This window comes from Serratia sp. JSRIV006 (assembly GCF_019968685.1).
Taxonomy (GTDB): Bacteria; Pseudomonadota; Gammaproteobacteria; order Enterobacterales; family Enterobacteriaceae; genus Chania; species Chania fonticola_B.
In genome coordinates, this window is record NZ_CP074137.1 from 4,775,496 (window position 1) to 4,789,090 (window position 13,595).

Annotated in this window: 11 protein-coding genes; 5 read left to right on the forward strand and 6 right to left on the reverse strand. The window is 44.5% G+C overall.

Going from position 1 to position 13,595, the window contains the following annotated elements:
• The first annotated feature begins 56 nt into the window (after nucleotides 1–56).
• From KGP16_RS22090 to KGP16_RS22110, 5 genes are all read left to right on the forward strand, one after another.
• Nucleotides 57–647: a helix-turn-helix domain-containing protein gene (locus KGP16_RS22090; protein WP_024530852.1), complete on the forward strand. Its 591-nt coding sequence runs from the start codon at nucleotides 57–59 to the stop codon at nucleotides 645–647.
• A gap of 32 nt (nucleotides 648–679) precedes the next feature.
• Entirely contained in the window at nucleotides 680–931 is a 252-nt protein-coding gene (locus tag KGP16_RS22095; RefSeq protein WP_024530851.1) for a hypothetical protein, read from the forward strand.
• A gap of 118 nt (nucleotides 932–1,049) precedes the next feature.
• Nucleotides 1,050–2,783 (forward strand): pyridoxal-dependent decarboxylase, encoded by a 1,734-nt coding sequence (locus KGP16_RS22100; protein ID WP_223500348.1) that lies wholly within the window; start codon nucleotides 1,050–1,052, stop codon nucleotides 2,781–2,783.
• Between the two features lies 1 nt (nucleotide 2,784).
• Nucleotides 2,785–4,032 carry a pyridoxal phosphate-dependent aminotransferase gene (locus KGP16_RS22105; RefSeq protein ID WP_223500349.1) on the forward strand — a complete coding sequence of 416 codons (1,248 nt, stop codon included), beginning with the start codon at nucleotides 2,785–2,787 and terminating at the stop codon, nucleotides 4,030–4,032.
• Nucleotides 4,033–4,300: 268 nt separating this feature from the next.
• On the forward strand, nucleotides 4,301–4,837 hold the full coding sequence (locus KGP16_RS22110) for an NADPH-dependent FMN reductase (protein ID WP_024530846.1): 537 nt from the start codon (nucleotides 4,301–4,303) through the stop codon (nucleotides 4,835–4,837).
• A gap of 281 nt (nucleotides 4,838–5,118) precedes the next feature.
• On the opposite strand, the gene KGP16_RS22115 is transcribed toward KGP16_RS22110, so the two are convergent.
• The 6 genes from KGP16_RS22115 to KGP16_RS22140 form a co-directional block, all read right to left on the reverse strand.
• Nucleotides 5,119–6,069: a fimbrial protein gene (locus KGP16_RS22115; protein ID WP_080673407.1), complete on the reverse strand. Its 951-nt coding sequence runs from the start codon at nucleotides 6,067–6,069 to the stop codon at nucleotides 5,119–5,121.
• A 112-nt stretch (nucleotides 6,070–6,181) separates the two neighbouring features.
• A complete protein-coding gene (locus tag KGP16_RS22120) occupies nucleotides 6,182–8,614 on the reverse strand; it encodes a fimbria/pilus outer membrane usher protein (protein ID WP_029711898.1) in 2,433 nt (810 codons plus the stop codon).
• A gap of 29 nt (nucleotides 8,615–8,643) precedes the next feature.
• On the reverse strand, nucleotides 8,644–9,306 hold the full coding sequence (locus tag KGP16_RS22125; protein WP_223500350.1) for a molecular chaperone: 663 nt from the start codon (nucleotides 9,304–9,306) through the stop codon (nucleotides 8,644–8,646).
• Nucleotides 9,307–9,357: 51 nt separating this feature from the next.
• Entirely contained in the window at nucleotides 9,358–9,891 is a 534-nt protein-coding gene (locus KGP16_RS22130; RefSeq protein WP_152529983.1) for a fimbrial protein, read from the reverse strand.
• Nucleotides 9,892–10,264: 373 nt separating this feature from the next.
• Complete coding sequence (locus KGP16_RS22135; protein WP_029711895.1) at nucleotides 10,265–12,790, reverse strand: fimbria/pilus outer membrane usher protein; 2,526 nt, start codon at nucleotides 12,788–12,790, stop codon at nucleotides 10,265–10,267.
• Between the two features lie 279 nt (nucleotides 12,791–13,069).
• Complete coding sequence (locus KGP16_RS22140) at nucleotides 13,070–13,549, reverse strand: hypothetical protein (protein ID WP_024530843.1); 480 nt, start codon at nucleotides 13,547–13,549, stop codon at nucleotides 13,070–13,072.
• Between the last annotated feature and the right edge of the window lie 46 nt (nucleotides 13,550–13,595).

The window sequence follows — 13,595 nt, forward strand, 5'->3', positions numbered from 1 at the left end:
GTAGGTGATAATAGATTTACATTTTTTTGAGTACAAATTGCGGGCAGGCTTGGAAAATGTTATCAAAAAACTTGGCGATGGTTTTCCAAAAACTCTTAGTGAATGAGCTCCATATAATCCAGGGTAAAATACCCACTCATTATATTAGAGATGGAAAGAAAAGTGCAATACTGCTCTTAAGCGGTAGCGTCCTTTTGAAAAGAATGACTGATGACATAATCATCAGTGAGATAGAAGCCCCTTTTGTTTTTGGTATTCATGAGGCTATCTTTAACAAAACAAACTTGTATATAAAGCCACTATCTGAAAGTGTATTAAAAACTGTTGATTTCGATCTTTTTTACCAAAACGTTCCACCGGAAGTTATGACAAATATTTGTGCAAAATTAATTGACATATACCAAATTAGAGATGAAAGCGTTATATGTAGTTCAGTTTACGATTGCATAAAAAAATGTCTAGAGGACATTAACTCTCTTGAGGGAAATGAAAAATACAATATTTCTATATTCGGTTATATAAAAGAAAGGAATAAAATATCCAGAAGCTCGATATCTAAAGTTATTAGAGAGCTAGAAAGAGGTGGGTATATAAAGACTAAAAGAGGAAAACTATTAAGTTTGAATAAACTGCCAAAAAAATTCTAATGATACGCACTCTTTTAAGGAATATGAAAACCATGAGATATAACGAGATTGATGAGCTTTTGATTGAAATAAGAAGGCTTAGAATGGTTGAGAATGCATTGCTTCATCATTCCTTCGGTATACATTACCAGATAAAAACATGCGGAAAGTTAATTAACTCCACAAATGACCCATCAGTATTACATGACCTTCTAAACCTAGAGAGATTTTTAATCAGTGTTAAAGACACCGGAAAACTCATAGATTATTACGATTGCGGCAACTTCAGGAACCATGAAAATTAAGTATGTCAAAATAAATTTAGCCTGGAAAAGCGTATTAAGTAAATCAGATTTCAGCGCACATGTATTCACCTAATTATTCTAACTCTATTTTAATTGCCTTGTTACCGAAGAAACCTTAATGCGACAGAAACACATTAACTCCATAATAAAAAATGAAATTACTCTGAATATGCTAAAAAATCTAAGCCAGCAGTCTACACCAGATGAACCAAAGCGCTTGCAGTCTCTGATTGACTATACACGGAAATTAGACCTGCATGTGCAGCAATTTGCTCGTTCAGACCAAATAATGCTACCCGAACTAAATTTTGCCCCCAATGCACTCATCAATCTTGGTCCAAAGTACCCCGCACGACCCTTCTCTTATTTTGATGTACTCGCGCATGAAGAAAATGAGGTCCCTCTTGACGACGCCAAATTACTTAACGAAGTAGCACGCTACTTTCGAGGTGCTATCCGCCCGCAGTCAAAACACGCTTTATTTAACATGCTTCCAGCCCCCAGTGTGGAAGCTACCGCAGCTGCTTGGCTCGCTACAGCCTACAATACAAACAGCCTGATGGACGCATTTTGTGGCGAAGCATTATTGATCGAACAACAAATAGCGCGGCGTATAGGACGCTGGGCTGGCTGGACACAGGCTATGGGAATAGCCTGCAACGGTGGTAAATTCACTATTATGTACGCAATTAAGTCAGCACTGAGTCGTATTGCGCCAGAATCGCTACTTAGTGGTTTGCCACATGACCTGATTATTCTATGCAGTGAAGGAGCACATTACTGTGTAGAGCATGCTGCCAGCCTACTCGGGCTAGGTTCAAACAACTGCCTGCGTATCCCCAGTAACGCTAATGGACGCATGTGCGGCCATGCCTTACAACACCTACTTCACGAGCAGCATGCTAACGGGCGCAGGGTCGCAGCGATCGTGTGTTCTGGTGGAACCACAATCAACTTCAACTGTGAAGACACTCGTGAAGTACACGAAATCGTCGAGGCGTTCGCACGAAAACATAATTTGCAGGAACGTCCCTATCTGCATCTGGACAGTGTAATTGGCTGGCTATATCTGAGCCTCCTTGATGCCAATCATGAGCAATTGTGTAAATTAGTTCCTGATATACGAACCAGAGCACGTATTACCGAAGTGCTACAACGTATGCACAGTCTAAGTAATTTTGATTCACTCGGTGTGGATTTCCACAAGAATGGCCTGTGTCCCTACGCGAGTAGCTTCTTTGTGGCCCGAGACCACCGCTTCATGGACGAGCTCGGCGACGGAAACTATCACTATAGCAACAAAGATTTTCATTATGGTCAGTTTCGAGCCTACCGCTACACCTTTGAAAATTCGCGGCCAAACCAAGGTATTCTGGCAGCATGGGTCAATCTTAATCAGCTTGGCCGTCATGGCTACGCCACTTATCTTGCCAGTCTGCACGAGGCTCGTAACTCACTGGCAGATGCTCTCGAACGCCACGGTCTGTTCCGTGTACTTAACCATTCGAGCCTAGGATGGGAAGTAGTTTTTGAGGCTCCATTTGATTCAGAGCTAATCGCTTTGGCTTCTTCCTACCAAGATCTTGCAATGCTTTTTATGCAGGAATGCTGGGATCGTGTCAATGCGGGTTACGACCTACCGCACTTTAGTATCGTACCGGGTTATCCCGTTAACAATGATCCTAAAACTATTATCTGCGGCTTTCTTCTTTATCCGATGCAACAACATAGTGATCAAGTATGGGACGAAACCGTGGCATTGATTGCCGCGCAATTCCATGACTTCCAGACTCGTTTACGCGCACAGCCTCGCAACGTTGCCAGAACATCGTTCGAAAAACCGATCCGCTGATATGAGAACAGTAACCATGCCTCCCTTGAACAATACTATGCCCCCCGACGCTTTCACCCTACTCAAAGCCATGGTAGAAGGCTACCGTTCGAAACAGAATGCATCTGACTTCGTCGGAGTTCCACTATTGGACCTGTCGATTGGCAACCCCGACATTGCACCGGAATTACAATGGCGCGAGCGCCTGCAACACTTTGTCAGCCGTAACGATCTGCACGGCTATGGCGAGTTCCGTTACGATATATGCCGCTATTTGCGCGAGCGCTTCACAGCCTACTACCAGCGTAGGTTTTTACCAACTGATGCACCAGTTTTACTCGATCCAGACCGCAATGTAGTCAATCTTCTCGGTTCAAAAGAAGGGATATTTTACAGCCTGCTTGCCTGTTTAAAGCCAGGAGAGACGGTGCTTATGCCAGAGCCGTCATATACCGTCTATCAAAGTTGTGCCCGCCTGATAGGCGCACACGTGGAATTATTTACCTGCGACGAATTAGGCCAACCAGCGCTGGAGTCGATTCGTTCAGAGCAGTTACAGGATGCACGTGTGATAGTGATCTGTTCGCCGAACAATCCCACTGGAGTGGAATTATCATCGAGCAAACTGAAAAGCGTCTTGGATTTCGCTGAGCGCCATGGACTTTGGGTTGTCATCGATCGAGCCTATGCGGAGATTAGATTCGATCAAACACCTAACAGCTTACTCAGTGGTGCGGCATTACCGGCTTCAGGAGCGCTGTCGCGCGTGCTGGAGCTTCATAGCCTGAGTAAATCCTGTGGCCTTGCGGGTTGGCGCATCGGTTTCGCCGCCGGGGCACCAAAATTGATAGAAAAAATCCGTACAGCCAAATTTAACATCGACTTTGGCACCTTCTTGCCACTGCAATGCGTAGCGGCAGAGATGCTTGATGAATTGGAAAATATCGCTGCACGTAACAGCGCCATCTATGCATCACGTATGCGTAGATTTGTAGATACTGCAGCATCACTAGGTTGGCAGATACCACCGTCGCAAAGCACTTTCTTTCTTTGGGCTCCATTACCACCTGGTTTCGTAGGAAATGACATGGAATTTGTAGAGGCCTTACTAAATGCCACTGGTGTGCTGGTCGCTCCCGGTAGTGGCTTCGGGCCTGGAGGTTCAGGCCAAGTACGTATTGCGTTGGTACAGTCCGAAGAGGTGCTTGACGAAGCACTCCAGCGGTTGAGCAAGTGGCATATTCTGTGTGCAGCCGCTGATATAAAATAACGCGTTGTCTTTATTGTCAGTTAAGATCCTGCTTAAAATCACATTAAGCGCAGTGAAAAAATTATCTATGTGTAAAATAATTCAGGCTACATAACATACATACAGAAAGTCGTTAGGAAGATAGCTAACTATGTAGATCCGCAGGCCGACACTCAGAATGGGCTGATTAATTCAGCACAGCCAACATATTATATTAAATATAATGTGTTTAAGGACACCTATATTAAAAGGTGATAATTGAAATCTTTTTTAATTAAGGGCATTACAAATGACTATACTTGCTTTTGCTGCCAGCACTAGTTCCAAGTCTATCAATAGAAAACTTGTGATTTATGCAGCAACTTTTCTTGAGCAAGACGTTGAGATTGTGGATCTGAACGATTTCGCTTTACCTCTATTTAGCGAGGATATTGAGAGAGAGTTGGGCCAACCGGCAATCGCCAGAGCATTTATTGACAAAATAAAATCCTCAACCGGGGTAATGATTTCTTTTGCAGAACATAATGGTTCATATAGTGCAGCATATAAGAATTTATTTGATTGGTGTTCTCGCATTGAAACCAAGGTATTCCAGCAAAAGCCGGTTGTTTTTCTTTCGACATCACCTGGCACACGTGGTGGAGCTAGTGTATTAGAAATCGCTTCCCGCTCAGCACCCTTTTTTGGCGCTGAGCTTGTAGGTTCCCTGGCCATTCCGAGCTTTCATCAAAACTTCGATCAGGAAAGACAGTCATTAAGTGATAGTGAACTAAATGGAAAGTTAATCATCCTCATTAATGAGTTTAACAATGTAATAACTCACTAAGTAGAGATACCAGCTTGCTCTATATATTTTTGAAAATTAGTGACCATAAGTAGATTGGATGCTCTCATTTAGCCGGCATCAACGTAAGAAATGTTGTTTTTTAAACATCTACATTTAATAAATGGGAGCATCTATATCCAAAATAATTTGAGTTACCTGTAGGCGGCAAGCAGTGGAGACCCCAGGAGCATAGTCCATTATGTGACTGGGGCGACGGTTCGTAGCCAGCACCCAAGCAGTTTGAAATATGAAGGGTATACATTTATTATTAATGGTAAATATTATCTATAAACAATATCAATATTCACCGTCCCCTGAACAGCACCACTGGTAGCCTGAGCGCCAGCAGAGTAATATCTCGCATTAAAAGATATATTATTCGAACTGGTGTTTTTCAGAGAAAATGTCTGGCCATTGGTTAATTGAGTATTTGTATTTGTAGTTAATATTATCCCCACGCCTCCTGCCGGACTGGCACTAGCTGTATTAGGTATAATATTGCTCCCTCCTGCCCACGATAATTTAAGTGCAAGTGTGCCTATGACATTAGAACAATCAATAGGGAGATTAACCTGCACCGGCGTACCAAACGCACCGGCATTCAGGCTTATCCCTGTCGTAGGTAGTGTCACGGTAGTTAACGTGGGTACAGAACATGTATTCAGATTTAAACTTACCGAATTTCCTGCTATCGCATTAATAGTAAAAGTTGATATCCCACCTCCGGAGTTAGATACCCCAAAATTAAATTGGCCAAGCGACTGTCCTGAGACAATATTTAATAATTTCCCTTGCGTCATATAGAGGCCAAAGTTTAACGGAATTCCTTGTGCACTAGTATTATACGTATAAACAGGTACATTCATACCTAGCCCCCCGGTTACCGTTACCGGAGAACCACTACTGCCAATTACCCACCCACTGATGCCACAGTTTGCTGGATTCCCAGAGCAAACACTACCTACCATGCTACCCACGCCAACAAGACTCAAAGCATCGTTTCCCGAGCTTGCCTTACAGGAAATAACATTATTAAAACTTGATAGATTTAATAAATTGTTACCCCCTGTATTATAGGATTGCGGGCTATTAACATTTACCGACAGATTAAATGTGTACCTATTTGGAATGGTATTATAGCTCCCACCATTCCAAGAACACTGTATGGCATAAGAAAAACCTGACATTACCAGCAGAGAGAAAAAAGAAAGTAATCTGAAAAATGAAATCACCGTATCCCCTTATAATTTGAGAATCAGCGCCTATCCAAGTAGGCATTATTGGCACAATCAGTGAAATAGCCCTAAAGGGAGAGAACCTTATCCCTGTCACCATGCCCAGATACTAACTGCGGCATTCTGATGACAGAAAATAAATACCAGCCTTGAGCTGTGCTTCAGAGAGTAAATAATCCACATAGCAAACCTTCTTCACCTTAGCCCCCCACTTCACTTGCAGCTTGCCTGCCTCAGCTAAACCGGCCAGATATACCTGCCCCTGCTCTCCAACCGTGTCGCTGATCGCCATCTCTTCCGCTACCCGAGTAACCTGTGCCCCAAATGGCACCACCCCATTGATAGTGGAAAGGGTGAAGAGTGCCCGCTTTCCTCCTTGCACTTTGTAACGTGCCTTAACAACCGCGGCACGCGCAGGGATCACCTGTTGTACCGAGTCTGTAACATCATGTTGACCAGCGGAAAGAACATCAAGGTAGATATTGTTCTCACGGTAAGGTGTTACGTAGGGAACAATCGCATAGCCCAGTAAATCCGTTTTAATTGCCGTAAAGTTATTCACTCTGATACCACTGACACCATTAGTATCAACCAGTGCTACCGTTTCTCCCAATGTCTTGCCTGCGGTTATTCCCCCCGCATGAGCCACAACCCCGCCGGACATAGAGTAATTTACACGTCTTTGATAGTCATCATCCGAAAAGCCCAGGTTCATCATGGCATAAGGGCCATCGTAATTTGCGCTGGTCGTATAGGCGCGACGCAGATCGTGCTGTATGCTCCAACTAAGGTTCTTTTCTTCCAACGCTGTACCATTCAAAGCAATGCTCTGAGTCAACGTTCTATCTTTACGGATCATATTATAACCGACAGATCCCGCAGTAATTGCCAGCGGCAGAAAGACGTTAAGCGAGAATGAGTCATCTACAACGCCGTACTGATTTAATGTGCGGCTGTAATTAAGAGAGAAGTTAGCCGTTTTAAAGCCGTTGTAATAGGCGAACTGAAAACCGCGATACACATCATGACTATTCCAATAGTCCTCATTCACCATACTCAGGCTCAAGGAGCCAGCACCTTTCCATAACTGCTGACTCAGCGTCAGGTCTGCGCGGCTGCGGCGTTTCTGCATGCTGGGCCACGCTCTATCATTCATATAAGTATCAAACAGTTCTGACAGTGTATAGTAGTCACTGCTTGAGTAGCGATAGCCGGCCGCTGAAAACGCTGTCCCTGTCTCGGGAAGGCTTTTACTGTATCTTATCCGCAACGACTGGCCGTTTACCGTGTCGCCACCGCCTGTTTTTGATTTTGCCATGGTCACATCTGCCGAAACTGCTCCAGCCAGCCCCAGATTGCTGCCCACCCCTGCTGATATTGCCGTGTAAGGAGAAGCTGTCTGAATGCCACCATAAACCGTCAGCCCACCTGGTACGCCATAACTACCTGACACTTCGTTAAAATAGAACTTCTCAGCAGCAGAATCATATGAACGGTATCGCCCAGAGGTCAGGTTATATTTAAACATGCCTTCACGCATCAGCACCGGTAATGACGCAAAGGGGACAATGAAATGCTGTTCACTACCATCACTTTCTTTAACGGTGACATTAAGATCACCACCGGATCCTGTTGAATGAAGATCGGTGATCTCGAAAGCACCTGGCGGGACGACGTCCTGATAAATAATAAAACCGTTTTGACGGATCACGACTTCGGCATTGCTTCGTGCTATTCCGCGCACAACGGGGGCATACCCTTGCAACCCTGCTGGCTGCATCCCCTCATCAGAGGTCATCTGCACGCCTCGAAACGAAATACCATCAAAAACGTCTGATCCTGACACCCCATCCCCAAACAGCAGTCGTGATTTAAGTGGTATAATGTCGCGCTGAACATAGTTATAGACCGTATTCCATTCGTCACCCTTATCATCCTGACGCCATGTCGTGTAGTTTCGCAGCCGCCAGGGACCTGCATTAATACCGGGACGGAGATTGGCAAATAAAGTATTCCCTCCGGCATTGTTCAACTGATGAGAAATATTTTCTACCCCACTGATGTTGTAATTTAACAGCAGGGCGTTGACTCCCTGATTGTAAGACGCAGGTGAAACATCTCTGCCGGTGCGAGAAAGATATTTCTGAGGAAGAGATACCGAAAGTTGTAACCTGTTCTGATCAAACATTGCCCCTGCGCCCTGTAGAGAACGAATATCAACGCAGGATTGATTCAGCATTTTTGCAGTATCAATCTCTTTTTCTTTAACACCAAAACGATTAAGGTGCTGCTTGGTTATGCACGGGATGAGATTCTTTTCATTCAAAATAAATAAAAATGTTTCTCTGCCTAAGTATTTCCCATTAACGTACAAATCCACCTTATACTCACCAGGCAAGAGAACGTTGTCACTAAATAAAGAAAGATCAACATTAGCTGCATTATAAACATTATCCAACATTGAAGGTTTAAACGAATAACCAGCATGACAGACAGGAACAAAATAAAGCACTAGAGAAACGCTACAGATTAATCTTTTCATTATCTAGCACGCTACACAGCCTGAGGGTTTTAAATTATTTTATGAGTGTAAGTAATACTTTCGCCACCATAATCATTCACAACCGTAAAAGAAACCTTGCTAGGTTTTTTGTTTTTCTTAAGTTTTATTTTGGAAGACGAAAACGGCAAAATATAATTAATATCCCCCACCGTTACACCATCAAAAGTAATATTATTAAAAGTCACGACAAAAGGCGTGGGGTTTTTAATCTCTACAAATTTATTTTTATAAATCCATTCTAATTTTTCAGGGTTATTTTCAGTTCCCTCCCCCCAGAGTGATGCAGGTCGATATATTACTTTAAGGACGTTTTTCACTATAAATACCAGTTGATCTGGTGCCTTCTCTCCAGAAGAGGGTAGCGATGGAATCGCCTTAATATTCAACCAGAACAGTGATTCCCGGTTATCAGGCAACGACGTTTCAGTGAGAATAATACGCAATGTATTTATCTTACCGGGATCGATTCGTGATAACGGCGGCGTTACAAAGAAAGGCGTTTTCTGGCCATCACCAGGAGTCTTTTCAACCCATGATTGCACTAAATAAGCTGTATCGTCAGGGTTATGGAAGGTAACTGCCACCTCATTTTTATTACCATCCATAATCACCCGTGAACCATTAATAATCACTGTTGCTTCAGCCGTACTTGGCAAAAGCGATGAAACCATAAAAAAAAGGCTCAAGAAAAATGAAAAAATATGTGTTCGCATATTTATGTTTTAATAGGTCATTGTCAACTGAATTGTTCCTGCATAGTTACCCGCAACAATAGGCATAGCCGTAGCGGTATACTGGGCAGATAACATAACGGGGGAATTAGGAGTAAATGGCAATGAGTCACCGGACTTAACGATTGTGGTTCCATTTAAAACAGCAATGTTGGCATTTGTTACTGGTGTTGCCGTTGATGTATTTGGCACAGTAGTAGTACCATCAGGGGCAGCACCACCACCTATAGATAGATAATCTACCTTAAGGTTCTTAGGTACCGTAGGGCCGCAGTTAATCACTGAAAATGCCAACGTTTTTGTATCTCCCGCTAACGCTCCTGCAGCTGAGAAAGATTCACTACCAATCGGGTCAAAAATTAATGATGCTGAACCTGTGTTGGACATACCAACATTATTTAAAAGTAATTGGCAAGTACTTGCTACTACCGTACCGGTGATCTGTATTGTACCATCAACCGCAAAAGCTGCTTGGCTGGATAATAACGCACCAACAAACAGTCCTGATATTTTTAATTTTTTCATTTCCTCACCTTTTTTTTGTACATTGAATTCATTAACGTTTACACAATTAAAGCCCGCATCAGTCGAAATGTCAATGCCGCAAAATGCACAAAAAAGAACATTCAATCTTATTTTACTTCTCTAATTTATTACTTATACTCAAGAAAAGTGAAGGGCTAAAAATGACAGAGCATCTTATGAAACACCTCTCAAGATATGGAATGGCATATGCCTTTTTCTTTCTTTTTTATTCTGGGTAATTTTAGTATCTTTCTTATTTATGCTTTGAGCTGAAAATAACATTTTTAATGTTAATTATTTATACCTGAACAATCCATTCATTCTCCCATCAGTCCTGTGGAGAAAACCATTACGACTTGGTTTTCTTCTTTTTCTACTTGCAGACACCTTGCATCTCATACATTCCCGCCGGGTTCTTCTCCTTTGGCAACTCATAATCCACCAAACAACGCTGATGATCACTTTTCCCCCACTGTACCTGCAGGCTACCTTGTTCTGGGATGCCGGTGAGATACACCTGTCCTTCAGCTCCAACCATGCCGGCATTTCCCTCTGTCTTATCCGAGTCCAGGCTAGCTATCGCCCCCAAAGGGATCGCTTTGCCATTTAGCCGCTTTAAAGTCAGTAACGCACGAGCACCGCTTCGGGTAGCGAATTTCGCCCGTACCACAGCACCTTCAGTTGGCACCACCCGCATATCGAACGACTCCAACGCCGCATCGTCAGACACCGTCGTCGGATCCAGTGAGATCCGGTTTTCACTGTATGGCTGCAAGGAAGGAAAAACGGTGTATCCGCGAAAGTCAGTCTTCACTCCGGCTCTAGATTGAGCCGCAACCCCAGCTGCGCCTGGCGCTTCGACCAAAGCTACAGTCGTCCCCAGCCTTTGTGCCAGCGTCACCCCGGCCTCATGTACCAACACACTCCCCGCCATGCCATAATCCAGACTTCGGTTATTGGCGCTGTATCCATAACGGCCACTCACCTCACCATATCCTCCCCGGTAGCGCAGATTGACACTGCTGCTGTTACTTTGTTGGCTATTTTCGCTAATACTTTGTTGTATACCCCAGTTCAGTTGTCGATCGAGGGTTAAACCGCTAAGGCTCATATAATGGTTGGCAGAGCCGCGTGATGAATTATTCAGACTGTAATTGAGCGAGGTATTACTCAACCAACGCGATAACGAAATACCAATATTCAGGCTGAATAACCGTTCGGTTTTATCTTTCATACTGCCGTTCGGATAACGATTCAAGGTACCGCTGACGCCCCAGGATATATCTTGCCACGAGGAACCATAATACAGCCCAAGCGACTCCCTGTTCAGCTCAGATTGCCAATAGCCTTCTTTGAGCCAGGTAAGCGAGACACTCCCCAAGCCAGCCAACTGCTGACTGGCCTGAATACTGAGTTGATCACGCTGCCGTTCCTGCACGACGCCGCCCTCAGCCTCCCTGCGGCTCAGGGCTTCTGGTAATGTCCAAAAACCCATAGAATCATACTGCTGCCTACTGAGTGAAAACGTGGTTCCCGTGGCTACCAATGAGTGACTGTAGCGTAATCGCCAATATTTTCCTCGCTCGCGCTGCCCATCAAGCCAAGTGACCCGGGACTCGGTCACATCTACAGATAAGGCTCCCAAATGCCACAACAGGGATCCTACCCCAACCGTTGTTGCCAGATAATCCCGACTACTTTGTACTCCCCCATAAGCGGTTACATTCCATGGCAAACCATAAATCGCGGTCACTTGTCCGAACTCTGGCGTTTCGGCATCATTAGTAGGTATAGGCTTGTAGCGCCCTGCACTGATCGCATATTGCAACGTATTCTGGCGTAGAAATATCGGTAGTGAAGCAAAAGGCACTACCATGTTTTGTACACTACCGTCCTCTTCATACACGGTGACATTCAAAACCCCACCATTGTTCACTGGGGTCAGGTCATTCAAGGCAAAAGCCCCTGGCGATACCGAACCGGTATAGATGATGGTCCCGTTCTGCTCGACTTGAACACGCGCGTTAGTGCGCGCTATGCCACGGATAACCGGCGCATACCCGCGCTCACTGTAAGGCCGCATGGCGTCATCCGACATAATCTGCCCTCCTAAAATGGGAACGCTGTCAAACAAATTCGGCGAGGTATAAAACTCCCCCAATGTCACTTGGCTATCAAAATTATATAGCCCCTTTTTGGCATTGGTTTGGCCGACTTGCCATGCTCCCGGCTGATTGCTGCTCTGCTGCCAGGTGGTAAAGTTATGCACACGCCAGCCCCCTATATTAAGCACCGGCTGAAGGTTGGCGTAGTGATTGGTGCTTTGCTGCCCTTCTCGCGGCATCATACGACGCCCAGAGAGCATGTAGTTCATCCGCAAAGCAGTGATCCCTTCATCCCACAGCTCTTTAGGAACCAGTCCCACCGTCGTTTTACGTAATGCCACTTGTGGGATACTGAGTTGCAATTGCTGACGGGCAAAGTCAAACTGGACAATAGCACCTTCGATGGCTTGGAGATCCGCACACGAAGAAGCCTCGCTTTTTTCTGTCATTATTTCTGGGTATTCGTCAACCAGTACGCCATATTTAAGCAGCACCTCCCTGCTCAGGCAGGGGGATAATTCTTTCTTGTCATCCTTAGCTGCAAATACGATTTCACGTGAGTCCACTCGTTTGCGATTAAGAAAGATATCAACCCGATAGGAACCGGGTAACTGAGCACCATCCTCGCTGAATAACGCAATATCTACACTATCAGTTTGATGATTACCAATCAAAGCAGGATCAAAACGGTAGGTTTTTTCTGACAGCGTAGGCCCACTATAAATACCGGTGAGTAACACTAATAGAGTAAGGCAGGATCGGGTGTAGGATTGCCCTAACCAGTATTCACTCACGCTTCCTCCAAACCATAAGGAAAACCCATACGCAATATTATGGACATTTGGTACCACTATCTTTTCGAGATGCTATCCATCACCCGGCCTCAATCACGTGATGAATACTCCAGGCGTTGACTCCGTTTTTATTCTCTCCCTCAATAAAATAATCAGGGGTAACATTTCAAGGTGACAGAATATGAGTTGGTGTAGATTGAATTCCCTGATGTCATGGAATGTAATTATCCCAATGCTTATTGGTCGATGCACTAGTGCACCATAAACCGAAGCAGTGAGTTACTCACCATAGATAGAAACAACGAATGACCCGCTATATATTCCGGCGGTAGCATTCATAGCTGAAGCGACTTTCAATGGCAGAGTTAAATCGCTCACAGCAGAAGTCACATTCGCCGAGGTCACTACGCCGGTAAGTGGGCGGTTGAGCGTCGGCGTAGTTCCTATTGTGAAAAGCAACTTCTTGGTTGGACTTGCTGGGTTTTGCAGATAATAGTTACTGTGATTACCTGCCTGCGTAATGGTAATCTTCTGTATAGGTGTACTCGCACTGGTAGAGACTTGCACCTGACCTAACACATCCCCAATCGACAGTGCTGTACCAGAGTGCACAGTACCAGGAACATATTGAACAATGGCGTAAGATGCCACTGCGACAGGGACCTTTATATTTAAAGGAACTGCTCCGCCAATAGGAGCGGCAATACTGGATAGTGGAAACATCAGCATCGCAAGCAACAAAGCGTTACTTTTTCTCATATTCTTTACCTCAAGGGTGGATTGCGATCGCAACCCACCCTTCGAT